This is a genomic window from Kitasatospora sp. Root107, assembly GCF_001424875.1.
Taxonomy (GTDB): domain Bacteria; phylum Actinomycetota; class Actinomycetes; order Streptomycetales; family Streptomycetaceae; genus Kitasatospora.
Genome location: NZ_LMCT01000040.1, coordinates 67,026 through 88,422, shown reverse-complemented (window position 1 = coordinate 88,422; position 21,397 = coordinate 67,026). Strand labels below are relative to the sequence as shown.

Genomic DNA, 21,397 nt, shown 5'->3' with positions numbered 1-21,397 from the left:
TTTCCGGTCCATCGGCGGGCGGGTGCGCAGCAGCTGACGAAGCGTCGCCAACTCCTCGCTCTGCTGGGCCGGTCGCGTCACGGTACTGCCTCCCGAGCTCGGTGTCCGGGTCCCCATTCTGCCCCGGCCCGGGGCCGGAACCGCCGTCGGCCACTCGACTACGCTGGCTCGACATGAGACGCAGATCCGCCGTACCGCCCGCCCCGCTGCCGCAGCGGCGCGGGGTCGACCCGGTCCGGCGGCGGCTGCCCGTCGAGGGTGGCTGGGCGACGGTGCGCGACTACCTGGTCGACCGGCTGCCGGTGCCACCCGAGCTGGTCGACGCGATGTTCGCCGCCGGTGCGGTGCACGGGGTGGCTGGACCGCTCCCCGCCGACGCGCCGTACCTGCCGGGCGGCTACGTCTGGTACCACCGGGAACTGGCGCCGGAGGTGCCGGTGCCGTTCCCGCTGACGGTGCTGTACCGGGACGAGCGGATCGTGGTGGCCGACAAGCCGCACTTCCTGGCCGTCACGCCGCGCGGCCGCCACGTGGCGGAGACCGCACTGTCCCGGCTCCGGGACGAGCTGGCGCTGCCCGAACTAAGCCCGGCACACCGGCTGGACCGGCTGACCGCCGGGCTCACGCTCTTCGTGGCGCGGCCGGAGTACCGGGGCGCCTACCAGCTACTCTTCGCCGAGCGCCGGGTCCGCAAGGAGTACCGCGCGGTCGCACCGTTCGACCCGGAGCTGACGCTGCCCCGTACGGTGCGCAGCCACCTGGTGAAGGAACGCGGCGAACTGACGGCCCGTGAGATTCCGGGCCCGCCGAACAGCAGCAGCGTGGTGGAACTGCTGGTGCACCGCAACGGCCTGGCCGGGTACCGCCTGCTGCCCGAGACCGGCAAGACCCACCAGCTCCGGGTCCACCTGAGCGCCCTGGGCATCCCGATCCTGCACGACCCGCTCTACCCCGAGGTCCTGCCCGAGACGGCCCCGGACGACTTCCGCCACCCCCTCCAACTCCTCGCCCACACCCTCGAGTTCACCGACCCGGTGACCGGCGAGCCGAGACACTTCGAGAGCACCCGCCACCTGTCGGCCTGGCCGTCAGCGGACTGACCCGCGTACGGGCCGCGACGACCGCGCGTCACTCCGTACCGACGGACGCGGCACTGCTCCGACCTCCGCCAGGTGTGACTACGAAGACGACCCGAACGCCCCGAAGCCCGCCGATGTCGCGATGCTGCAGGCCGAGCCGGCCGTGTTCGGGCCGGGGACCGCATCCGCGCCACCCGCGACACCGGACTCCCCCGCCCGCACAGAACCACGTCCGGCTGGAGATCGTCCAACTCGCACTCGACCCTGCTCGCCTGGTCTTCCGGCCGGATGGTCAGTCCCCTCGGACCACCCGGCCGGACTACTCAGACCACCCGGCCGGCAGTGATGGCGTGCTCGGTCTCCGGGTGCCAGGTGCCGGAGTTGACGCTCCACCGGTGGCCGCCGAAGGAGCCGTCCGCCTTGGCGTAGAAGACCATGTGCCCGATACCGGCGCCCGCCCGGTTGAGGGTCTCGGTGTCCGGAAGGTTGTCGACCATCCGGGTGTCCGGGTACGGCTCGTACGTCGCGGTCCCGTACACGCCGTGCGGCGAGGCGGTGCAGTCGATCACCTCGACCACGTACTGGGTCCGGTCGGCCTGGTCCATCCAGCCGGTGCGCACGCCCTTCACCTCGCGGACCATGACGATGTGTCCAGTGTTGCCGTCCACGGTGCCCTGGTAGTTCACCGAGACCAGGTCGCCGGGCTGGAGGTCGGTGACCTTGGTGACCGCCTTGAAGTGCGGGCCGGCGCCGCCGTCGTTCCCGGCGAACCGGGACTGGTAGCGGGCCGCGGTCGGGTGGTCGGTGCCGAACCACTGGGTGAAGTAGCTGCCGTTCTCCGCCCACTTGTAGGTGTGCCGCAGCACCGCGGTGGTAAAGGAGTTGCAGCGCGAGCGGTTGACCCAGCCCGCCGGGTCGCCCGGGTCGCCCCAGACCACCTCCGCCTCCTCGCCGATCAGGTAGACGTTGTTGCGCTTGGCGGCCTGACCACTGATCAGGTCGACGTCCTGATCGCTCAGCGCCCGGGCGAAGGCCCGGACGTCGGAGATGGAACCGTTCCACCGGTTCACCGGGGCGCCGTCCCACTTGGCCCGGCCGATGTTGAAGCCCTGGTCGGCGGCCCAGGCCGTGGTGCTGGTGTCGGTGACGCTGCCCTCTCGTCGGCCGTCCACGTAGATCCGGAGGGTGCCGTTGTCCCAGACCCCGGCCAGGTGGGTCCAGCGGCCCGGCACCGGCGCGGTGGTGGCCACAACCTCGGCTCTGGCGGCCTGGTTCGCGCTACGTACCCGGAACACCCAGGCCCCCGGCGTGTCCTGGTACATCAGCAGGAAGCGGCTGGTCTGCGCACCGTCCTGGCTGACCGCCGTGAAGATGTTGTCCAGCGGGACGCCTTCGGCCAGGCGGACCCAGGCCGAGACGGTGAACGGCTTGGTGGTGTCCAGCACCGAGGTGGTCGCCGAGTAGGCGTTGGCCGTGCCGTCGAAGCCCAGTTCGCCGCCGGCCCGCAGCTTCGTCCAGGCCGTCCCGGCGCCACGGGTCAGCGTGTGCGCGGAGTCGGCCCGATCGGTGGCGGTGCCGTCCAGCGGCCAGTGCCCGGCCAGACCCTCCGTCAGCTGACCCGCCGCCAGCATCCGCTGGTACTGCACCATCTGCTCGGCCTGCACCAGGTGCGGCACCGAGACCGGGGTGAACGGGGTGTTCAGCGGCTGCGCCGCCTCGGCCACCCCGGTACCGCGCGCCACGCCCACCAGGGCACCGGCCCCGGCCAGTGCCGCACCACTCAACAGGCCACGCCTGGTCACCATCGTGATTCCCCCCACGTGATCGAACCGCTGTCGGCGGCAGAGTCTAGCCTCGGGCTTTCACCAGTAGGGCTGTCCAGACCTGCTCGCCTGGATACCCATGCTCGCCCCCACCCAGCCCGCCCGCCGATGGGAACCCAAGCGCCTGCGGCTGCAGCTGTTCTCCGCCGCCGCCCAGCTCCTCGCCACCGGCCGCCGCCACTACCTCTGCCTCGCGCGCCACTGGCCTGGACCGACACGCACCTCGACGAGCAGACCTCGCCACCGGAGCCGTGCAACCCGGCGCCCACCCGACGCGACAGCGGGGCCATCGGCATGCCCACCAACGCCCCGACAAGCCAGAACAGCCGGCCGACCCGTTCCAAGGGTCAGCGACGAAACGCCCAGCGAGAGCTCCATACACTCTCCGCCATGACGACGATCGACGATTTGATACGCCTGGTGCAGCCACCCGCGAACCCGGTCCATGCGAACGGTGACTGGGCGGCGGTCGAAGCCGCCCTCGGGCTCGGGCTTCCCGCAGACTTCAAGGATCTGATCGAGCGTTACGGCTCCGGCCTGTTCGTCGATTTCATCGCGCCGCTGACGCCCTTCGGCGGTCGCAACCTGCTGGTCGAGAGCGCCCGGCAGCTGTTGGACGGCGAACGGTCCTTCCGGCGGAGCAATCCCGACAAGTGTCCGTATCCCTTCCACCCCGAGCCCGGCGGACTGCTGCCTTGGGCCGGTGTCGACAACGGAGCCCGGCTCTGCTGGCTCACCGAGGGGGAACCGGACAGCTGGACCGTCGTCGCATGGAATCCACGCAGTTGGTACTACGAGGCCTACGAGGTGGGGGCAGTCGAGTTCCTCCACGACCTGCTGAGCGGGCGGATCACCACCGCGGCGTTCTCCCTCGAAGAGGAGGACGAGGAGGAGGGTGACGAGTCGCTGCCGGCCCCGACCTTCGAACCCACCTGGCAGTAGCACGGCAGGATCTGAACTCACCGCAGCCGACGGCGAGTTCACTTGACCATTCAAGAGATGCTCAGGGGTTGCATCCGCCCACGCCTGGGCGCACGGTGAATATATGGCCGTAATCCAGGCGCGCCCTCAGGTGCGGCCAGCCATCCCTCCCCGTCATGTGCTCTGAGTTTCGCGCGCCTGCCATGGCGTCGGCTGATTCCGTGGAAGCAGGTGACCGCCTCACCCCCAAAGGCGCTCTTCATCTCCCGCTCTCGTCGCTGCCCGGGATCGTCAAGGATCCGTCGGACAGGTAAGGAGTAGCCGTGAACATCAATGAGCTGAGATCCCTGGCGGAACAGGCCGGGTTCTCGGGTCAGGACGTCGGGATCGCCGCAGCCGTGGCCATGGCGGAGTCGAGCGGCAACCCGGACGCCCTTGGCGACACCACGCTGGTGGACGACAAGTGGGGACCGTCCGTCGGGCTCTGGCAGATCCGCGCCCTGCGGAAGCCCCAGTCCTACGGATTTCCCGACACCCTCCGTGTGGAGTCAGCTCTGCACGATCCCCGGAAGAACGCTGCCGCCGCCTACGCCATCTTCAAGGGCGGCAACGGGTGGCAGCAGTGGAGCACCTTCACGAACGGCGCCTACAAGGCTCACCTCCAGGCTGGGCCGACACCAGGAGCATCGGGCATGTTCGATCGAGATCTCGTCATCAACAAAGCGAAGTCGTACCTCGGCATCCATGAGACCGGCGACAACCGGACGGAGTTCGGCAAGGAATTCGGAGAGGACGGTGTCGCCTGGTGCGACATCTTCGTCTGGTGCATCTTCAACCGGGTCGGGCTGGTGGGCCTGCTCCCCGGCAAGTTCGACAACTGTGGTAAGTCCACCGAGGCTTGGAAGAGCAACGGTCGCTTCTCCGAGTACCCGGGGCTGGGGGCACAGGTCGTCTTCGGCCCTGGCGGCGGTGAGCACACCGGCATCGTCGTGAGCTACACCGAGACCACCGTCACCTCCGTGGAAGGCAACTGGAACGACCAGGTCTCCCTGGTCACCCGCGAGCGCAGGGACCCGTACGTCTACGGGTACGGATATCCCAGGTTCGCGGAGGGAATCCGCTGCGCGGACCCCGCCTACCAGAACCAGGACGGCCAGGGCACCGGATCCACGACTGCGGAGATTCCCATCGAGCCTCCCGACGTGCTGTACGTCGGACAGGTCAACCACGCGGCGTCCTGGGACCCGCCGGCCGAACAGGGCCACCGCTCCTACTCCTGGGCGCAGGTGCTCCGCCTGGAGAAGGCCCTCGAATCCGAGGGGCTGCTGGCCCACCCGTTCGTGGACGGCTCCTACGGGACGGTGACCATCGACGCGTACCGGCAGCTCCAGCTCAACCTCGGATACAAGGGCCCGGACGCCGACGGCAGGCCCGGCATGGAGTCGCTGTCCTGGCTCGGCCGCAGGCACGGCTTCCGGGTCGAACCCTGACCCGGCCGCACCTCGCAACCACCCCTGTCCGCACCCGCGCCGCTCGGACCCCACCGAACGGCGCATCTCCCATGCCGGCCTGAGCGACCGTCAGATCACCCCGGCCGACCGGAGCAGCCAACGGTTGGTCCGCCCGACCAAGCCGGCCCGGTCGAGGACGTCTATCGCCTTGGCGGCCATCTGCTTCTTGGTGGCGCGCCAGTGCGGGTTGCTCCGGGCCGCCTTGCGGCCGACCTTCGGGTCGATGCCGACGGCCGCGTACAGCCTGGGGTTGATCAGGCCGACGGTGGAGCGGTGCACCACCAGGCCGAGCAACAGTTGCTCCCAACGGCGTTGCAGCGGACCGACCTTGGTGCGGACCAGCTCCTCGCGGGCGTAGGTGATGTGCCGGGACTCCTCGATCACGTGGATCCGGGAGACCTGACGGGTGAGCGGCTGCATCGACTCGTCGTTCATCAGCTCGCGCTGGAAGGCGTCCAGGATCTCCTCGACGTACATGGTGCCGCCGAAGGTCTGGCTGTGCGTCGAGATCGCCTTGAAGAGCCGGCCGAGCTCGTGCGACAGCCGCCCTGGACCGTAGGCGGGCACGCCCATCCAAGAGATCATCTTCGCGAACATGACGGAGTGCCGGCACTCGTCCGCGATCTCGGTCAGCGCGTACTGCACGTGCGCGCTGGTCGGGTCGCGATCGAAGGCGTGCCGCAGCAGCATCTGCATCAGGATCTCCTCGAACCAGATGCCGACGCTCGCGATGCTGGCGACCTCGTGCTTGCTGAGCTCGATCCGCTGCTCCTCGGTCAGCGTGTCCCAGAGCGGCGTGCCGTAGAGCGAGAGGTTGTGCGCCGGGCTGTAGTAGCGGCCGGGCACCGGCGGGGAGGCCCAGTCCACCTCGGTGAGCGGGTCGAAGGAGACCTTGGCGGAGGAGGCGAGCAGCCGCTCGGCGGTCCGGCGGCGCTCCTCCGGCCACTCCTCGGGCGCGGTCCTGACGGTCGGCCTGCGGCCGGCTGCGGTGGTCATCGGCTCTCTCCTCCTCGGGCTGGCCGAAGGGCACGGCGCACCCCTCTGCCCGAGAAGCTAGAGATTATTAGACGGACCGTCAATAGTTCTGACCGTCAGGCCTCCACCGCCCGCTCGCCGGCGGGCGCAGCCGCCGCCCAGTACCCGGGGTCGAGCACCTTGTGTCCGGTCAGGTCGGCCCGGACCTGGTTGGCCAGCTTGCGGGTGTCCCGGCGGTTCATGGTGGCGCCGATCCCCGCGCCGATCAGCAGCGGAATCAGCGAGGGCAGCTTGCGCAGGGCGAGCCGACCGCCAGCGCGGCCAGACTCGCCGGCCGGATCAGCGCCGCCCGGTCGATCCCCCGGCCGTCGGCCCAGGCGCCGACGTACGCACCGGCTCGCTGGGCGACCGTGCCGACGGCGGGCATTCCGTAGATCTCGTGCAGCTCGGCGATCAGTTTGATCTCCACCGCCGCGACCGAGAGCGTCTCGGCCGCGATCTCCAGCGCCATCGCGGGCGGCACCGGCAGCATCGCCGCCGCCCCGGCCCCGGCCCCGAGCGCGGACGACGACCGGCAGGCCCCGAGCGAGATCAGTTCGGCCAGCTCCTCCGGGGTCGCCGCCGTCGGGTGCTGCGCGCGCAGAGTCGCCAGGCTGCGGATCGGGATCCGCGGCGCGGCCCGCGCGGTCGGCCAGTGCCTTCCCTCCCCACCCCGCCCCCTTCGCCGCCACCAGCCCGCTCCGCCCGAGCACCCGGGTCAGCGTACGGATCAGCTCCCTGGCCCGCTGCCCGCCCTTCCGCCGGTACCACGCCTCCCGAACGGCCGGGCTCGCCTCCGGCAGGTCGCGCTCCATCTCGGTGGCGAGCGCGGCCAGCTCGCCCGCCACGTCCTCACCGGCCGGCTCGGGTACGGAGTCCTGCCGGCGGCGCCTGCGAATGAGTCCCATGACCTTCCGGGTACCCACCCGGCGACCCGCCACGCCCACCACCAGCGGTTGGTTCACCCTGGTGGCGGCCCTGTGACAGTCCCGTCTCCCTCGGCCCCATCCGGGAGAGCCCGGGCGGTAGCGTGGCCGGATGACGATGCGGGTGGTGTCGCTGGTGCCCTCGCTCACCGAGGCGATCGCGGTGAGCGGGCGGGAGCTGTTGGTCGGGGTGACCGACTGGTGCAGCGAGCCCGGAGATCTGACGGTGGCGCGGGTCGGGGGGACGAAGAATCCGGATCTGGCGCGGATCGTGGCGCTGCGGCCGGATCTGGTGGTGGCCAACGAGGAGGAGAACCGGGCCGTCGACCTGGCGGCGCTGCGCGCGGCCGGGCTGTCCGTCCGGGTCACCGAGGTGCGGACGCTGCCGCAGGCCTTCGGCGAGCTGGCGCAGCTGCTGACGGGCGATCTGGGGCTGGCCAGGCCGGACTGGCTGGACGCCGCCGAACTGGCCTGGCAGGCGCTGCCCGAACGGGCGCCGACCCGGGCCGTGGTGCCGATCTGGCGGCGACCCTGGATGGTGCTGGGCCGGGACACCTTCGCCGGGGACGTACTGCGGCGGCTCGGCGTGCGGCTGATCCACGCCGAGCACCCGGAGCGGTACCCGGCGATCCCGATCGGTGAGCTGCTGGCGGCCCGCCCGGAGCTGGTGGTGCTGCCGGACGAGCCGTACCGCTTCACCGCCGAGGACGGGCCCGAGGCCTTCCCCGGCATTCCGACGGCGCTGCTGAGTGGGCGTCACCTGACCTGGTACGGGCCCTCGCTGGCCGAGGCTCCGCAGGTGCTGTCGGCAGCCCTCGACCGGGCCGTCCGGCGGTAGGCGCCCGATCAGATCAGCAGCTTGGCCCGCAGTGCGGCGGTGAACTCCTCGCCCAGGCCCAGCTGTTCGGTGATGTAGCGGTCGACCGAACCGTACTGCTCGGTCAGGTCGGCCAGGAAACGTCGCATCAGCTCGGCGGGCGCCCGGCCGTAGCCGGGCCACTTCATCACCAGGTCGGGATAGGAGGCGTGCCACTCGGCGACCAGCCGCTCGGTGGCGAGCCCGGTGAGCGCGAAGTCCTCGACCACCGTCTGCTCCGGCACACCGAGCCGGGTGAGCACCAGGGCGGCGACGATGCCGGTGCGGTCCTTGCCGGAGGCGCAGTGGAAGGCCACCGTCCCGTTCGCCGGGTCGGCGATCACCTGCAGGGCGGCCCGGATCTCGGCCACCCCGTCCGAGGCCACCTCGGCGAACCGCTCGGCCAGGTACACCGCCGGGTCCACCTCGGGGCCCAACGCGGCCTGGTCGTAAGGGCGGTGTTCGATGCTCAGGTTGTGGTAGCCGAGCCCGGGCAGCTCGGGCACCCGGCCCTTGCGCTCGATCTCCCACGGGTAGCGCAGGTCGATGACCGTCCGCACGCCCAGCTTCTCGAACCGCGCCAGATCCTCACCCGCCAGCTTGCCCAGCGAGTCGGAGCGGTAGAGCAGCCCGGGCCGGGTCTCCCGGCCGTCCGAGGTCCGGTATCCCCCCAAGTCACGGAAGTTGTGCAGCCGTTCGAACTCCAGATGCCTGATCATGGCCGCCACTCTATCCACGCACCCGAGGCCGGCCGACGGCGGTGGCCGGGGCCGTCGCACGGGGGCCCCGGCACGAGCAGGAGCGCGTCCCGCAGGCGGCGTACCGTGGGGAGGAGGGCCGTCCTCCCCACGGCAGAGTCCGTCCGGACGGCCACCGAAGGAGGCGCGATGTCCGGCATGCTGCGGAAGAGTCTGGAGACGCCCGAGGAGGTCCGCCCGTTCGAGGCGGGCAAGGGGCAGCTGGCACTGGTCGACATGGACGGCGTCGCCTTGGGGCGGGCCACCTTCGAACCCGGCTGGCGCTGGTCCGAGCACGTGAAGCCGATCGCGGGCACCGACAGCTGCCAGTCCGCCCACACCGGTTACTGCCTGTCGGGGCGGATCACGGTCCGGATGGACGACGGGGAGGAGCAGGAGTTCGCCCCCGGTGACGCGATGGTCATCGCCCCCGGGCACGACGCCTGGGTGGTCGGTGACGAGGCGTGCGTGGTGCTCGACTGGCAGGGCTACGCGGACTACGCCAAGCGCCCCGCCTGACCGGCCAGGACCGGGTCGCTGCCCCGACCCGGACCGACGCGCTGACCTGGGGGGCCGTGGCCGGGGGTCCGGCGTCCGGACCTCTCCCGATGGGCCGATAAAGTACCTGCACCACGACCCATCAGGAGGGGTACCACCATGGCTGACATCGAGACCGCCAAGCAGGCCTTCGCACGCTTCGACGCCGACGGCGACGGCTTCATCACCGCGGCCGAGTACACCAAGGCGATGGCGGAGCTCGGCGACCCGTACGTCACCGAGACCGTCGCCCAGGCGCTCATCAACAAGGCCGACACCAGCAAGGACGGTGTGCTGAACTTCGACGAGTTCTGGGCCGCCCAGAACGGCTGATCCCGGCTCAGCCCAACAGGGCCTGCCAGTCGGTCACCCCACCGTCCCGGCCGCTTCCTTCGGCCGGGACGGCCCCGTCGATCACGTAGTACTGCGGGGCCATTGCGGTCTGCCGCTCCGACAGGGCGGCCAGCACCGCGAGGTGCACCCCGGCCGGGGTGAGCGCGGTCGGGCCGGCGTCCAGCCGGGCGGTCAGCCGCCCGTTCTCCACCGCCACCCTCGGACGGACCCTGGCGCCGAGCGCGTGCGTCAGCAGCTCCCGGACGGCGGCCAGGTCGATCCACGAGCCGTCGACCGACTCCCACTCACCGTCCCGCACCCCGGGTGCCAGGCCCGTCAGTGCGGTCAGCCTGTCCAGCGCCACGGGGCCGGCCGCGGCTGCCTCGACCAGGGTCAGCAGACCCCGCGCCAGCCGTTCGCTGTCCACCCGGTCGAACACCTGCGGGCAGGTGTGCAGCGAGAGCTCGACGCAGTCCTTGACCCGCCAGATGTTGAGCATCACCCGGATCGGCACCTCCTCCTCCGGGTACCAGCTGAGCTCCGGATCGGTGTATGGCATCGGGCGCGCCTGGGCGGCGGCGTCCGGGATGGTCATGCTGAGGTCGTTCACCACCACCTGGCGGGCCCAGCGCGAGCCGCGAAGGTGGGCGACGTCCTCGATCAGCTCCCAGATCCGGGTGGCGTCGAAAGTGCTGTGCCAGTAGCCCGCCAGCGCGGCAGCCTTGGTCCGGCCGATCACCTCGTCCAGGTTCTCGGCCGCCGTGTCCACGGCGAGCAGGGCGTCCTGGGCCAGCGTGCCCACGTAGCCGACCAGCTGGGAGCGGTGCCGGTTGGCCGAGAGTGCGGCGATCACCAGCTTGGGCTGGGCCGCCCGGTGCGCGACCAGGGCGGCGAAGATGCCGAGCAGCACGCTGGACGGGCTGGCACCGGTCCGCTGCGCGGCGGCGGCCAACGCGGCGGCGGCCGAGGGGGACCGGATCGCCAGGGTGGCCACCCGGCCCGGCGGCCCGGTGATGCCCGAGTCGGCGAACACCGCCTGCGGGCTGGTGCGCAGGATCTTCTCCCAGTGCCGCAGCGAGGCGGTGGCCCGGCGGCGGCCCACCGGGGTGCGCTCGGACTCGGCCACTTCCAGCGGGGTGGGCGCGCTCGGCGGCGCGAGTTCGCCACCACTGAGCAGCGTGTACCACTCCTCAAACAGCCGGGAGGTGGCGGCGCCGTCCGCGGCGGAGTGGCAGACCACCACGGCCAGCCGGACCGGCCGGCCGTCCCGGGTCAGCAGGGTGTACCGGATCGGGAAGTCCGCCGCCAGGTCCCAGCGCGTCGAGTTCACCCTCCGGACCGGCCTCCACCAGGGTCACCCGGAACGATCCGGCGGCGTGCACCACCTGCCGGGTCCCGCCGCCGGGGCCGTCGGAGGGGAACCGGGTACGCAGCGACTCGTGCCGCTCGGCCAGCTGCCGCAGCACCGCCAGCACCTCCGGCAGCCCGGCGCCCGGCGGGACCGGCCAGACCGCCTGCTTGTTGATCTGGTCGGGGTCGTCCCGGCGGATGCACAGGATCATGTTGTCCTGACCGAAGGTCAGCGGCCCCGAACCCGAACTGCCGCCGTCGTACTGAACCGTGATCACGGTCATCGGCCCAGGCCCCCGGTCAGCGCCAGCCGGACGGACGCCGGCCACTGCGCCGGGTGCTCCCCATGGGCGTGGATCAGCGCGAGCGCGATCCGCTCCAGCCCGAACGCGGCGCAGGCGGTGTGCCCCGGCTCGCCGTCGGCGGTGAAGCCGAAGGCGGTACCGAAGGTGTCCTTGTGGCAGTTGGCCGAGGCGATCGCCTGGACCAGTCCGTCGGCCAGCTCGACCCGCAGCTCGTACTTCAACTCCTGGGCGCGCTGGGCGGCTTGGAAGATCCTGCGGGCCCGGCCGAAGAACGGGTCGTCGGCCACCTCGACGGTGGCCTTGAGGTCCAGTGCCGTCAGCCAGTCGGCCACCCGGTCCAGCCAGCGCGTCCGCCAGTCCTCGCAGTGCTGCTGACTTCCGGCGGTGACGTACTCGGCCATCCGGAAGCTGCGCAGCCGGCCCGGCTCGTGGCTGCCCTCCTGCCGGAAGCAGTACGCGGAGGTGGCGAACCTGACGGGCTCGGTGAGCTCCCGGCCCTCCAGCGTGGCGTAGAGCGGGTAGCAGGCGGCGGGCAGCAGGACCACGTCGCCGATCTGCTGGGTGGCGTGCCAGTCCGGGCGGCCGGAGAGTTCGCCCCACTCGGCGGCGGTGCCGGTGAAGCTGTGCACCGTGCCGAGCAGGTGCGGGAAGGCTTTCGCGTAGCCCGCCCGCTCGACCAGTGCGCGGGAGATCACCGGCGGGACGGCGATCCGCTCGAAGGGTTCGTCGGCGCCGAGTACCTCGATCCCCAGCCGCAGGTCGGCGATCAGTGTCTCGAAGGCGCCGGAGTAGAGGACCACGCCGGGTACGTCGGTGGGCAGCAGGGTGGCCGCTCCCGACGGGTGAAGATCAGTCATCGGCTGCTCCTGGTTCGAGTGGCTCGAAGGGTTCGAGGTCGGATGGTTCGAGGTCGGGCGGTTCGAGGCCGAGTGGGGCATGCGGGGTCCAGGTCCGGCGGCGGACCAGGAAGGGTGCCGGTCCGGCCAGGGCGACGGCGGCCCGGAAAGGTCCGGGCACCTTGATGTCCCGGATCCAACAGGGGCTCGGCGAAAGGCCCTTGAGTGCAGCCAGCCGCAGCGGGCTGCGGCCGGCCAGCCTGAGCGGCAGGCCCTGGGCGAGCCGTCCGCCGTAGACCTTCACCCCCGCCTCCCGGCGGCACCAGAGCTGGGCGAACCGGGCCGAACGGTGCTGCCCGGACGGCCCGTCGGCGACGAACCGGGCCTCCTCGGGCGGGAAGTACCGGTCGGCCACCCGGACCGCGACCCGTTCGGCGGGCAGCTCCTCGACGTCGGCGCCGACCGGCCGGCCGTGCGCGACGGCGAGCACCGCGAGCGACCCTGATCCGGACCAACTGAACTGCACGCCGGTCGGGTTGTGCACCGGCTCGGGCTTGCCGTGCGGGCCCCGGCGCCAGGCCAACTCGGCCGGTGGCAGCCCGAGCGGCCGGGCGGCCAGCAGCCGGACCGCGCCCCGGCCGACCACGAACCTGGCCCGGCGGGCCGGGTCCGGCATGGTCCTGGCCCGTTCACGTTCGCCCGGGTCGAGCAGCCGGTGCAGGCGGTCCACCACCGGCGCGGGCTGGTCGGTCGGGATCACCCAGAGCGCGACGGTGTCGATGCTCACCGGACGGCCGGCTGGTCCAGCGTCGACCGGCGGCCGAACTGCTCGTCGAGGTCGGTCACCCGCAGCGGGCCGGTGAGGCCGGCCACCTCGGACCAGGGGCCGGTCAGCGGCTGGTCCGGATGGCCCGACGGCCGGACGGCCGGGCCACGCATCTGACTGATCGTCATTTCCTGTCCCTCCAGGGCTGGTTCGAGCAGCAGAAGCACACCCCGATGCCGCCTCGGCAGCGTCACAGGACCGGCGGGCCGGTAGTGCAGTGCGCTCTGCTCCAGGATCAGCACCAGGGCCCGCCGGCAGCCGCCGGTCCGCGCGTACTGGTCGGCGATCCGCAGCGCGGTGAACGGCGCGGCCGATCCCTGGTCGCCGATCGCGAAGGCGAGCGGCTGCCCGGGACAGCGGCGCGCCAGATGGAGCGTGACAGCCCGGCCGGGTTGGACAGGGCATGGCTGGTTGGCTACGTTCGGGAGGGATAACCGCTTCCACCGGCTGGTCCCCGGTCAGGCCGAGCCGGTCGATCAGCGCCTCGCCCATCTCGCCGTACGCGTGGCCGACGCCCTGCTCGAGCAGGTCCTCGCGCAGCGGCAGCCCGTACGGCCGGGCCAGGTCGCCCGCGAAGACCCGCAGGTCCGGGTCGAGCGCGGCCTCCGAGTGTCCGTCGAACTCCTGGGCCAGCACCCGGCTGATCCGCAGTCCGCCTTCGCCGGGCCGGAGGTACGGCCCGGCGGGGTGCGGGTGCATTCCGGTCAGTCCTCGGCGATCGTGTGTCCGGCGACGAAGTCGGCCAGGCTGGCGACCGAGCGCAGGTCGTCCTCGCCGATCTGCTCGACGTCGACCTGGATGTCCAGCGCCTCCTCCAGCTCCAGGATCAGCTCCAGCGTGCCGGCCGAGGTGAGCCCGAGGTCGTCGAAGAGGCAGGCGTTCTCCGGGACTTCGGTGAGCTCCTTCTTCAGCACCCGGGGCAGCAGGGTGCCGATGCTGGTCAGCACCCGGCCACGGAGGGCGGGATCAGTCTGCAGGGTGGTGTCGTCCATCGGTGGTACGTCCCATCGGGCATGGCACGGCTCGGACAGCAGAGCCGGAACCGGCTTGGCGGAGAGGAGAACTGACGGCACGTCAGTGGAAGACGGTCAGTGGCGGACGGTCAGTGGCGGACGGTCATCGCCGAGAAGGTGGCGCCGAGACCGGAGGCCGCGATCAGGTAGCGGTCACCTGGCCGGAGCAGGCCTCGCGCGGTGGCGGTGTGAAGATTGATGAAAGCATCTGCGGCGAAACTGTGCCCGACCGAGGCCACGTTGTCCAGCACCACCCGTTCCACCGGGTAGCCCAGCCGACGGCACAGCCGCTGCCAGGAAATGCTGTTCACGTTGTGCGGCAGGATCAGCGCGATGTCGTCCAGCCCGAGTCCGGCCTGGTCGACCGCCCGCAGGATCACCTCGGCCATCGCCTCCGGGTAGGCCCGCTGGTACCCGGCCATCAGCTCCGGGTCCTCGGCCAGCCGACCGTCGAACTCGCCGAGCTGCCGGACGGCGTACGACAGCACCTCGTCCCGGCCGCCACCGGCCCGGACCAGGCAGGCGGCCGCGCCTTCGGCGAAGACGGCCGTCTCCGGGACGAGTTGGGCGTCCCGGGTGAAGGTCTTCTCCCCCGTCAGCACCAGGACCAGTGCCTCCGGGTCGGGTTCGGCGGCGAGCAGTCTGCCGGCCAGGTCGATGGCCAGCAGGCTTGCCGCACAGGCGTGGTGGGTGACCGCGAAGGCGTTGGCGTGGCCGAGGCCGAAGCGGTCGAGCAGTTCGTGCAGCGGGTTGGCCGGGTAGGGCGTCGAGACCGGCATGCTGCGGGCGTGCAGCACGTACCGGACCTGGTGTTCCCGTCCCCGGAGTTCGGTCAGGGCGCCGACGGCGCCGGTGAGCAGGTCGAGCAGCGTCCCGTCCGGGTCCAGGCGCACCTGGTCCAGGCCGTGGAAGCGGCGGAAGAGTTTGAGTTGGCGCGGGGTCAGACCGATCCGCTCCCCGACCGCCTCGATGGGCACAGCACGGTCTGGCAGATGGACGGCCACTGCCTCCAGTGCGGTCACCCGGGCTAGTATTCCCACGCCCCGCGCACCGCACAAGATGCGTTCCGCTTCCGACGCGGGCGACCCCGAGCAGGTGGAGACCTCCCTGATGGTGCGTCATACCCCTTTGACCAGCAGGTTCATGCTCGTCGTGCCACCGCTGACCGGCCACGTATTTCCCACAATTGGTCTAGGCCGCGAGCTGCTGGACCGTGGCCACCAGGTGGTCTGGACCGGTTCGGAGCCCGTGCTTCGCTCGCTGCTGGACCCGGGCAGTGGGATTCTCGGCACCGGTTCCCGGCTGTTCCGCCCGCAGGGCGGCTCGGGCCTGGCGGCGGTGCACTCGCTCTGGGACGGCTTCGTGGTGCCGTACGCGCGGTTCACCGCGAAGGCCCTGGGCTCCGCCGTCCGCAGCTGGCGGCCCGACGTGCTGGTGGTGGACCAGCACACTCCGGCGGGCGCCCTGACGGCGCATCGGCACGGGTTGCCCTGGGCCTCGCTGGCCCCGGGCCTGATGGAGCTGGGCCGCCCGTTCGCCGAGCTGGAGCCGTGGATCGAGGAGCGGCTGCGCGGACTGTGGCAGCGGGCCGGCCTGCCAGCCGGGGCGTACCTGGACCCGCGCTTCTCCCCCGACCTGGTGCTGGCGCTGACCAGCGACGTGCTGGCCGGCGGCCCGCACCCGGAGCAGTACGCGCTGGTCGGCCCGGTGCTGGCGGACCGTCCGGCCCAGCCGGACTTCCCCTGGGAGCGGCTCGATCCGACCCACCGTCAGGTGCTGGTCTCGATGGGCACGCTGGCCGAGGAGGTGACCGCCGACTTCCTGCGCCGGACGGCGGCCGCCCTGCACCGGCTCGGCCCCGACGTACAGGCGGTGGTGGTCGCACCGCGCGAGCTCTGGCCGGCGTTCCCGGCCCAGGCGGTGACGGTCGAGCGGGCGCCGGTGCTGGAGCTGCTGGCGCGCGGCAGCCTGTCGGCCGTGCTCGGCCACGGCGGCCTGGGCACCACCGGGGAGGCCCTGACGTACGGCGTACCGCCGGTGCTGGCGCCGATCCGGCACGACCAGCCGCTGGTGGCGGCCCGGGTGGCCGCCGCCGGAGCCGGGTTGCGGATCTCCTTCGAGCAGGCCGGGCCCGAGGAGATCGCCCAGGCCCTGCGCCGGGTGCTGGACGGACCTGCCCTGCGCGCCGGGGCCGAGCGGCTCGGCGCGGAACTTCGGGCGAAGGGTGGCGCACGCACGGCAGTTGACCGCCTTGAACTGCTGGCCGCCACGGCCGCCCGGCGCGAAAACCCGATGAAAACCCGATGGTCCAGACCATTGTGGTGGCGCACGCACGGCAGTTGACCGCCTTGAACTGCTGGCCGCCACGGCCGCCCGGCGCGAAAACCCGATGGTCCAGACCATTGTTCCGGACCCTGCCCAGACCCTAGGGTGACTCGCAGTGCCCGGTCGCGGCGCCCGGAGCGGGCGCCCCACAGCGCGGGCCTTCCCCTGACAGCCCACCCCAGTACGGGAGTTCCGGCTTGATCGAGACCACGGGGCTGCGCAAGTCCTACCAGTCCCGCAAGGGCCGCCAGGCCACCACGGTCGACGCCGTCGCCGGCCTCGACCTGAGCGTCGCCGCCGGTGAGATCTACGGCTTCCTCGGCCCCAACGGCGCCGGGAAGACCACCACCCTGCGGATGCTCGCCACCCTGATCCGCCCGGACGGCGGCGAGGCCACCGTCGCGGGCGCCGACCTGCGGCAGGACCCGGCCGGCGTCCGCCGCCGGATCGGCTACGTCGCCCAGGGCGGCGGCACCACCGACACCGTCAGCGGCCGGGAGGAGCTCGTCCACCAGGCCAGGCTGCACGGCATCGGCAAGGCCGAGGCCGGGCAGCGCGCCGAGCGGGCGATCACCGCCTTCGAGCTGGGCGAGTTCGCCGACCGGCCGTGCCAGACCTACTCCGGTGGCCAGCGCCGCCGGGTGGACATCGCGCTCGGCGTGATCCACTCGCCCGGCGTGCTGTTCCTGGACGAGCCGACCGTCGGTCTCGACCCGGCCAGCCGGGCGCAGGTCTGGCAGGAGATCCGGCGGCTGCGCGGCGAGGGCATGACGGTCTTCGTGACCACCCATTACCTGGACGAGGCCGACGCGCTCTGCGACCGGATCGGCATCATCGACCACGGCGGCATCGTCGCCGAGGGCACCCCGGAGGAGCTCAAGCAGGAGATCTCCGGTGACGTGCTGCTGGTCGGCCTCACCGACGGCGACAGCGTGGAGAAGGCGGCCGGCGCACTGCGCGGCGAACCCGCCCTGCACCGGCTGGAGACGCCCGAGGACGGCGGGCTGCGGCTCTACGTCCGCGACGGCGCCTCCGCCATCCCGCAGCTGCTCCGCACCCTGGACGGCGCGGGCGTGGCCCCTGCCACCATCCAGCTCCAGCGCCCCAGCCTGGACGACGTCTTCCTGGCCCGTACCGGCCGCTCCCTCGCCTGAAGCTGCCCTGCAGCTAGCCCGAAGCCGGAGAACCCGCCCCATGAAACTCGCCCGTGACACCTGGCTGGTCTTCCAGCGTCAGGTGCTGCTGATGGTCCGCACCCCGGTCTGGCTGGTGGTCGGCGTCGTCCAGCCGCTGTTCTACCTGCTGCTCTTCGCGCCGCTGCTCAAGCAGGTGCTGGGGGCCGGGAGTTACGAAGAGGCGTACCGCATCTACGTGCCCGGCCTGCTCGCCGTGCTGGTCATCTTCGGTGGCCTGTTCACCGGCTTCAGCCTGCTCGGCGAGCTGCGGGCCGGGATCATCGAACGCTCCCGGGTCACCCCCGTCAGCCGGCTGGCGCTGCTGCTCGGCCGGGCGCTGCGCGAGGTGCTGGCGCTGATGGTGCAGGCCGTCATCATCACGCTGCTCGCGCTGCCGTTCGGCCTCTCGGTCGCCCCGCTCGACCTGCTGCTGGCCTACCTCCTGATGGCCCTGCTGGCGCTGATGACCTCCGCGATCTCCTACGGCATCGCCCTGCTGGTGCGCAGCGACGCCGCGCTGGCCCCGGTGGTGAACACCGTGGCCCAGCCGATCGCGCTGCTCTCCGGCGTGCTGCTGCCGCTGGCGCTGGCGCCGCAGTGGCTGCGGTCCATCGCCGAGTGGAACCCCTTCTACTGGGCGGTGGAGGGCATGCGGGCCCTGTTCGCAGGACAGGTCGGGGACAGCTCGGTCTGGCAGAGCCTGCTGATCGTCTCGGTGCTCACCGTGGTGGCGGTCTGGTGGTCGGCCCGGCTGTTCGCGGAGCGGGTGCGCTGACCGGCACGACCGAGCGGGGCGGGGCCGTCGGCCCCGCCCCGCTTCGGCATGCCCCTACTCGGCCTCTTCCCGAATGAACGCCGCCAACCTCTTGATGCCGTCGCCGATCTGACCGGTGGTCAGGCTGCTGGAGGAGAGCCGCAGCCGGTACTCCCCGCCGCCGGCCGGGTAGAAGTCGGCCATCGGCGTCCAGAGCACGCCGTACTGCTCCGCGCACCGCCGCATCGCCGCCGCGTCGGCCCGGAACGGCACCGTGAGGACGGTGAAGTAGCCGCCCTCCGGCTCGTTCCAGCCCACCCCGAGCCGGGCCCGTTCGGCGGCCGGGAAGTGCTGCTCCAACTCGGCCAGCAGGGTGGTCAGTCCGGCCGCGTAGTGGGCGACCGCGGTGGCGTTGGCGGCCCGCAGCCGGAAGTCGTACCGGATCAGCAGGCCGCCGATCACGGCCTGGCTGAGCGCCGGGGTGTTCACCGTCGTCATGCTCTTCAGCTTGGCCAGCTGGTCGGCCAGCAGCGTCACACTGCCGTCCGGCGCCACCACCTGCTGGTCGGCCAGCACGTAGCCGAGCCGGGCGCCGGGGAAGCAGGTCTTGGCGAACGAGCCCAGGTGGACCACCACTTGGTGCCGGTCCAGCGCCTTCAGGGTCGGCCGGGTGCGGCCGGTGCGGGTGAAGAAGCCGTACGGGTTGTCCTCGATCACCAGCAGGCCCTCGGCCCGGGCGGTGGCCAGCAGCTCCCGGCGCACGGCGGTGGGCAGGCTGACCCCGGACGGGTTGGCGAAGTCCGGCACCACGTACAGCGCCCGGGGACGGCGGCCCTCGGCCCGCAGCGCCCGGGCGGCGGCCGCGACCGCCGCCGGGTCGCCCTCGGGGACGGGCACGGTGCTGATGTCCAGCAGCCGGGCCGCCCCCGTGACGCCCACGTAGCAGGGTGAGCTGACCAGCAGGACGTCGTCCCGGTCGGCACACAGGGCGCGCAGCACCAGCAGCATGCCCTCCTGCGCGCCGACCGTGACCACCAGCGCCGGTGGCGCCACCGTCAGGCCCTCGTCGTTGGCCAGGGTCCGGGCGATCAGCTCGGCCACGATGCCCTTGGTGGGACCGTACTGGAACAGCGTGCTGCGGACCTGCTCCTCCGTCAGACCCCGCTCCCGCAGGTGGTCCAGGTAGGCGTCCAGGTACTCGGCCACCCGGTCGGTCTCGAAGAACCCCTCGTAGGGGCGCCCCGGGGCGAACGAGATCGCCTCCGGGTGGCGGCCGGTGATCTCGTTCAGGAAGGTCATCGAGTCCAGCAGCGGGTCGGCCAGCGAGCCGTGCAGCTGGTCCAGCCGCAGGCTCATGACGGCCCGTCCGTCCCGAAAGCCGTCCGCAGCCGCAGCGCCGCCCAGTCCTGGGCGTCCCAGCCGGCCGTCAACTCCCCCGCCATCGCGAAGAAGCCGTGCACCATGCCGTCATACCGCCGGGCCGCGATCTGCACGCCGGCGGCCGTCAGGGCGGCCGCGTACGCCTCGCCCTCGTCCCGGAGCGGGTCGTACTCGGCGGTGATCACGGTGGCGGGCGGCAGCCCTGACAGGTCGTCGGCGCGCAGCGGAGAGGCCAACGGGTCCTCGCCGTCCGCTTCGGCCTTCAGGTAGTGCCCCCAGTACCAGTCCACCGAGTGCCGGTTGAACAGCAGCGGGTCCTCGCTCTCGCGGACCGAGGCGGTGTCGGCCCGGTACGCGGTGTTGGGGTAGACCAGCAGCTGGTGGCACAGGGCGGGGCCGCCCTCGCGGCGGGCCAGCAGGGTGACGGCCGCGGCCAGGTTGCCGCCCGCGCTGTCGCCGCCGATCGCGATCCGGTCCGGGTCCAGGCCCAGCTCGGCGGCGTGCTCGGCCAGCCAGCCGGTGCCGGCTTGGCAGTCCTGGACGGCGGCGGGGAAGGGGTGTTCGGGAGCCCGCCGGTAGCCGATCGAGACGGTGACGCAGTCGGCGGCGTTGGCCAGCCGGCGGCAGATCGCGTCGCAGGTGTCCAATGAGCCGAGCGTCCAGCCGCCGCCGAAGAGATAGACCAGCGCGGGGAGCCGGGCGCCGCCGTGCGGCCGGTACAGCCGCACGGTGAGCGGACCGCCGGGGCCGGGGATCTCCAGCTCGGTGACCGAGTGGACCGGCTCGGCCTGGTCCAGGGTCAGGGTGTAGAGGGGGGGTGTACCGGCTTGGGCGCGCCGAGCCAGCAGGGCCAGGACTTGCGGGTCGAGCGGCATGGCTTCGCTCAACCTCCGTTCGGGGAAAGGGAGCTGATGGGGTTCCAGGTGACCATTCGTCAGCTCTGCCGGTATGCCTCGACATAGATCGTCTCGTCACTGCGGAAGGCGGTGTCGAGATCTGCGATCTCGGTGTGCATACCTTCACGATAGGCGCACAATTGCACCGCCTCGGCCGCGAAACCGGCCTCGCCCAACACGTGCTCCAACTCCTCCTGGTCGTAGATCCATTGGTGGCCGTAGTACTGGAAGATCTGGTTGATCAGGAACGCCTTGCGCTCGGGCATCGGCGGGCCGAAGCCGAGCATGCTCAGGCGTCGCCGGTGCTTGGCCAGGAAGCCGTCACCGTTGACGTAGCCGGCCAGGTAGCGCCGGAGGTCCGGGGTGGTGATCCGGAGCACGCCGCCGGGGCGCAGCACCCGGTGGCACTCCCGCAGCCAGCCCAGCGCCACCGGTAGCGGCACGTGCTCGATCAGGTGCTCGGCGTAGACCCAGCTCACGCTGGCGTCGGCGAACGGCAGCGGCCGGGAGATGTCGAGCTGGGTGAAGCAGCGTTCGCCGTCGACCCGGTAGAGGGTGCCAGGCTCGGTCGTGGCCTCGGGGCTGGTGAGTGCGGTGATATCGCTGCCGAGACCGTTCGGGTGCGCGGTCTTGAATGCGGCGAACTCGATTCCGGTCAGGCCCAGGTCGAGGAAATCCTGGTGGCTGTGCGGAAGTGTTCCGGATATCGGTTCGAGTTTCTCGCAGCCGGCCACTCCGGCACTGAATTCTTCCATCCGGACGGCCAGCGTATCCGGATTCTCCCAGTCCCAGTCGGAAAA

The 21,397-nt window shown here is 71.8% G+C and carries 24 protein-coding genes; 9 read left to right on the top strand and 15 right to left on the bottom strand.

Annotation, left to right across the window (positions count from 1 at the left end; all coding sequences use genetic code 11):
• The first annotated feature begins 173 nt into the window (after nt 1-173).
• Nucleotides 174-1,100, top strand: a complete 927-nt coding sequence (locus tag ASC99_RS28055; protein WP_057237182.1) for a pseudouridine synthase — start codon at nt 174-176, stop codon at nt 1,098-1,100.
• 302 nt (nt 1,101-1,402) lie between these two features.
• On the opposite strand, the gene ASC99_RS28050 is transcribed toward ASC99_RS28055, so the two are convergent.
• A complete protein-coding gene (locus tag ASC99_RS28050; RefSeq protein WP_057237181.1) occupies nt 1,403-2,884 on the bottom strand; it encodes a LamG domain-containing protein in 1,482 nt (493 codons plus the stop codon).
• 312 nt (nt 2,885-3,196) lie between these two features.
• Between ASC99_RS28050 and ASC99_RS28045 the strand changes: the two genes are divergently transcribed.
• Together ASC99_RS28045 and ASC99_RS39010 are read left to right on the top strand one after the other, a co-directional pair.
• Nucleotides 3,197-3,844, top strand: coding sequence for an SMI1/KNR4 family protein (locus tag ASC99_RS28045; protein ID WP_082598694.1), 648 nt, complete (start codon nt 3,197-3,199; stop codon nt 3,842-3,844).
• A gap of 302 nt (nt 3,845-4,146) precedes the next feature.
• On the top strand, nt 4,147-5,313 hold the full coding sequence (locus tag ASC99_RS39010) for a transglycosylase SLT domain-containing protein (protein WP_057237180.1): 1,167 nt from the start codon (nt 4,147-4,149) through the stop codon (nt 5,311-5,313).
• A gap of 90 nt (nt 5,314-5,403) precedes the next feature.
• Here ASC99_RS39010 and ASC99_RS28035 read toward each other — a convergent pair whose 3' ends face one another.
• The 3 genes from ASC99_RS28035 to ASC99_RS39880 all read right to left on the bottom strand — a co-directional run bounded on the left by ASC99_RS28035 (nt 5,404) and on the right by ASC99_RS39880 (nt 6,841).
• Nucleotides 5,404-6,330 carry a diiron oxygenase gene (locus ASC99_RS28035; RefSeq protein WP_057237176.1) on the bottom strand — a complete coding sequence of 309 codons (927 nt, stop codon included), beginning with the start codon at nt 6,328-6,330 and terminating at the stop codon, nt 5,404-5,406.
• 95 nt (nt 6,331-6,425) lie between these two features.
• A complete protein-coding gene (locus ASC99_RS41775; RefSeq protein WP_255359282.1) occupies nt 6,426-6,551 on the bottom strand; it encodes a hypothetical protein in 126 nt (41 codons plus the stop codon).
• Nucleotides 6,552-6,586: 35 nt separating this feature from the next.
• Entirely contained in the window at nt 6,587-6,841 is a 255-nt protein-coding gene (locus tag ASC99_RS39880) for a hypothetical protein (RefSeq protein WP_200948449.1), read from the bottom strand.
• Nucleotides 6,842-7,386: 545 nt separating this feature from the next.
• On the opposite strand from ASC99_RS39880, the gene ASC99_RS28025 reads away from it, so the two are divergent.
• Nucleotides 7,387-8,112, top strand: coding sequence for a helical backbone metal receptor (locus tag ASC99_RS28025; RefSeq protein WP_057237172.1), 726 nt, complete (start codon nt 7,387-7,389; stop codon nt 8,110-8,112).
• A gap of 8 nt (nt 8,113-8,120) precedes the next feature.
• On the opposite strand, the gene ASC99_RS28020 is transcribed toward ASC99_RS28025, so the two are convergent.
• The gene (locus ASC99_RS28020) at nt 8,121-8,849 is read right to left on the bottom strand and encodes a tyrosine-protein phosphatase (protein WP_057237170.1); all 729 of its coding nucleotides are present in this window, start codon (nt 8,847-8,849) and stop codon (nt 8,121-8,123) included.
• Between the two features lie 168 nt (nt 8,850-9,017).
• Between ASC99_RS28020 and ASC99_RS28015 the strand changes: the two genes are divergently transcribed.
• A complete protein-coding gene (locus tag ASC99_RS28015; protein ID WP_057237168.1) occupies nt 9,018-9,386 on the top strand; it encodes a cupin domain-containing protein in 369 nt (122 codons plus the stop codon).
• 138 nt (nt 9,387-9,524) lie between these two features.
• Nucleotides 9,525-9,737, top strand: coding sequence for an EF-hand domain-containing protein (locus ASC99_RS28010; RefSeq protein WP_057237166.1), 213 nt, complete (start codon nt 9,525-9,527; stop codon nt 9,735-9,737).
• A gap of 7 nt (nt 9,738-9,744) precedes the next feature.
• On the opposite strand, the gene ASC99_RS28005 is transcribed toward ASC99_RS28010, so the two are convergent.
• From ASC99_RS28005 to ASC99_RS27980, 7 genes are all read right to left on the bottom strand, one after another.
• Nucleotides 9,745-11,013 carry a hypothetical protein gene (locus ASC99_RS28005; RefSeq protein ID WP_235583159.1) on the bottom strand — a complete coding sequence of 423 codons (1,269 nt, stop codon included), beginning with the start codon at nt 11,011-11,013 and terminating at the stop codon, nt 9,745-9,747.
• Nucleotides 10,928-11,371 carry a hypothetical protein gene (locus ASC99_RS41285; protein WP_235583156.1) on the bottom strand — a complete coding sequence of 148 codons (444 nt, stop codon included), beginning with the start codon at nt 11,369-11,371 and terminating at the stop codon, nt 10,928-10,930. Before ASC99_RS41285 ends, ASC99_RS28005 begins: the two co-directional genes overlap by 86 nt.
• Nucleotides 11,368-12,249, bottom strand: coding sequence for a hypothetical protein (locus ASC99_RS28000; RefSeq protein ID WP_057237162.1), 882 nt, complete (start codon nt 12,247-12,249; stop codon nt 11,368-11,370). Before ASC99_RS28000 ends, ASC99_RS41285 begins: the two co-directional genes overlap by 4 nt.
• Complete coding sequence (locus tag ASC99_RS27995) at nt 12,242-13,015, bottom strand: 4'-phosphopantetheinyl transferase superfamily protein (protein ID WP_057237160.1); 774 nt, start codon at nt 13,013-13,015, stop codon at nt 12,242-12,244. Before ASC99_RS27995 ends, ASC99_RS28000 begins: the two co-directional genes overlap by 8 nt.
• Nucleotides 13,012-13,182: a hypothetical protein gene (locus tag ASC99_RS39005; RefSeq protein ID WP_157531793.1), complete on the bottom strand. Its 171-nt coding sequence runs from the start codon at nt 13,180-13,182 to the stop codon at nt 13,012-13,014. Before ASC99_RS39005 ends, ASC99_RS27995 begins: the two co-directional genes overlap by 4 nt.
• 576 nt (nt 13,183-13,758) lie before the next feature.
• The gene (locus tag ASC99_RS27985; protein ID WP_057237156.1) at nt 13,759-14,046 is read right to left on the bottom strand and encodes a phosphopantetheine-binding protein; all 288 of its coding nucleotides are present in this window, start codon (nt 14,044-14,046) and stop codon (nt 13,759-13,761) included.
• Nucleotides 14,047-14,156: 110 nt separating this feature from the next.
• Nucleotides 14,157-15,089 (bottom strand): 3-oxoacyl-[acyl-carrier-protein] synthase III C-terminal domain-containing protein, encoded by a 933-nt coding sequence (locus ASC99_RS27980; RefSeq protein ID WP_057237154.1) that lies wholly within the window; start codon nt 15,087-15,089, stop codon nt 14,157-14,159.
• A gap of 37 nt (nt 15,090-15,126) precedes the next feature.
• On the opposite strand from ASC99_RS27980, the gene ASC99_RS27975 reads away from it, so the two are divergent.
• The 3 genes from ASC99_RS27975 to ASC99_RS27965 all read left to right on the top strand — a co-directional run bounded on the left by ASC99_RS27975 (nt 15,127) and on the right by ASC99_RS27965 (nt 18,342).
• Nucleotides 15,127-16,410 carry a glycosyltransferase gene (locus ASC99_RS27975; RefSeq protein WP_235583155.1) on the top strand — a complete coding sequence of 428 codons (1,284 nt, stop codon included), beginning with the start codon at nt 15,127-15,129 and terminating at the stop codon, nt 16,408-16,410.
• Between the two features lie 179 nt (nt 16,411-16,589).
• Entirely contained in the window at nt 16,590-17,546 is a 957-nt protein-coding gene (locus ASC99_RS27970; RefSeq protein ID WP_057237151.1) for an ATP-binding cassette domain-containing protein, read from the top strand.
• A gap of 40 nt (nt 17,547-17,586) precedes the next feature.
• A complete protein-coding gene (locus ASC99_RS27965) occupies nt 17,587-18,342 on the top strand; it encodes an ABC transporter permease (protein ID WP_057237149.1) in 756 nt (251 codons plus the stop codon).
• 54 nt (nt 18,343-18,396) lie between these two features.
• Here ASC99_RS27965 and ASC99_RS27960 read toward each other — a convergent pair whose 3' ends face one another.
• The 3 genes from ASC99_RS27960 to ASC99_RS27950 are packed head-to-tail and all read right to left on the bottom strand — an operon-like array spanning nt 18,397 to nt 21,352.
• Nucleotides 18,397-19,677 (bottom strand): PLP-dependent aminotransferase family protein, encoded by a 1,281-nt coding sequence (locus ASC99_RS27960; protein WP_057237147.1) that lies wholly within the window; start codon nt 19,675-19,677, stop codon nt 18,397-18,399.
• Nucleotides 19,674-20,576, bottom strand: coding sequence for an alpha/beta hydrolase (locus tag ASC99_RS27955; RefSeq protein WP_057237145.1), 903 nt, complete (start codon nt 20,574-20,576; stop codon nt 19,674-19,676). Before ASC99_RS27955 ends, ASC99_RS27960 begins: the two co-directional genes overlap by 4 nt.
• 59 nt (nt 20,577-20,635) lie before the next feature.
• A complete protein-coding gene (locus ASC99_RS27950) occupies nt 20,636-21,352 on the bottom strand; it encodes a class I SAM-dependent methyltransferase (protein WP_082598700.1) in 717 nt (238 codons plus the stop codon).
• Nucleotides 21,353-21,397 lie beyond the last annotated feature (45 nt).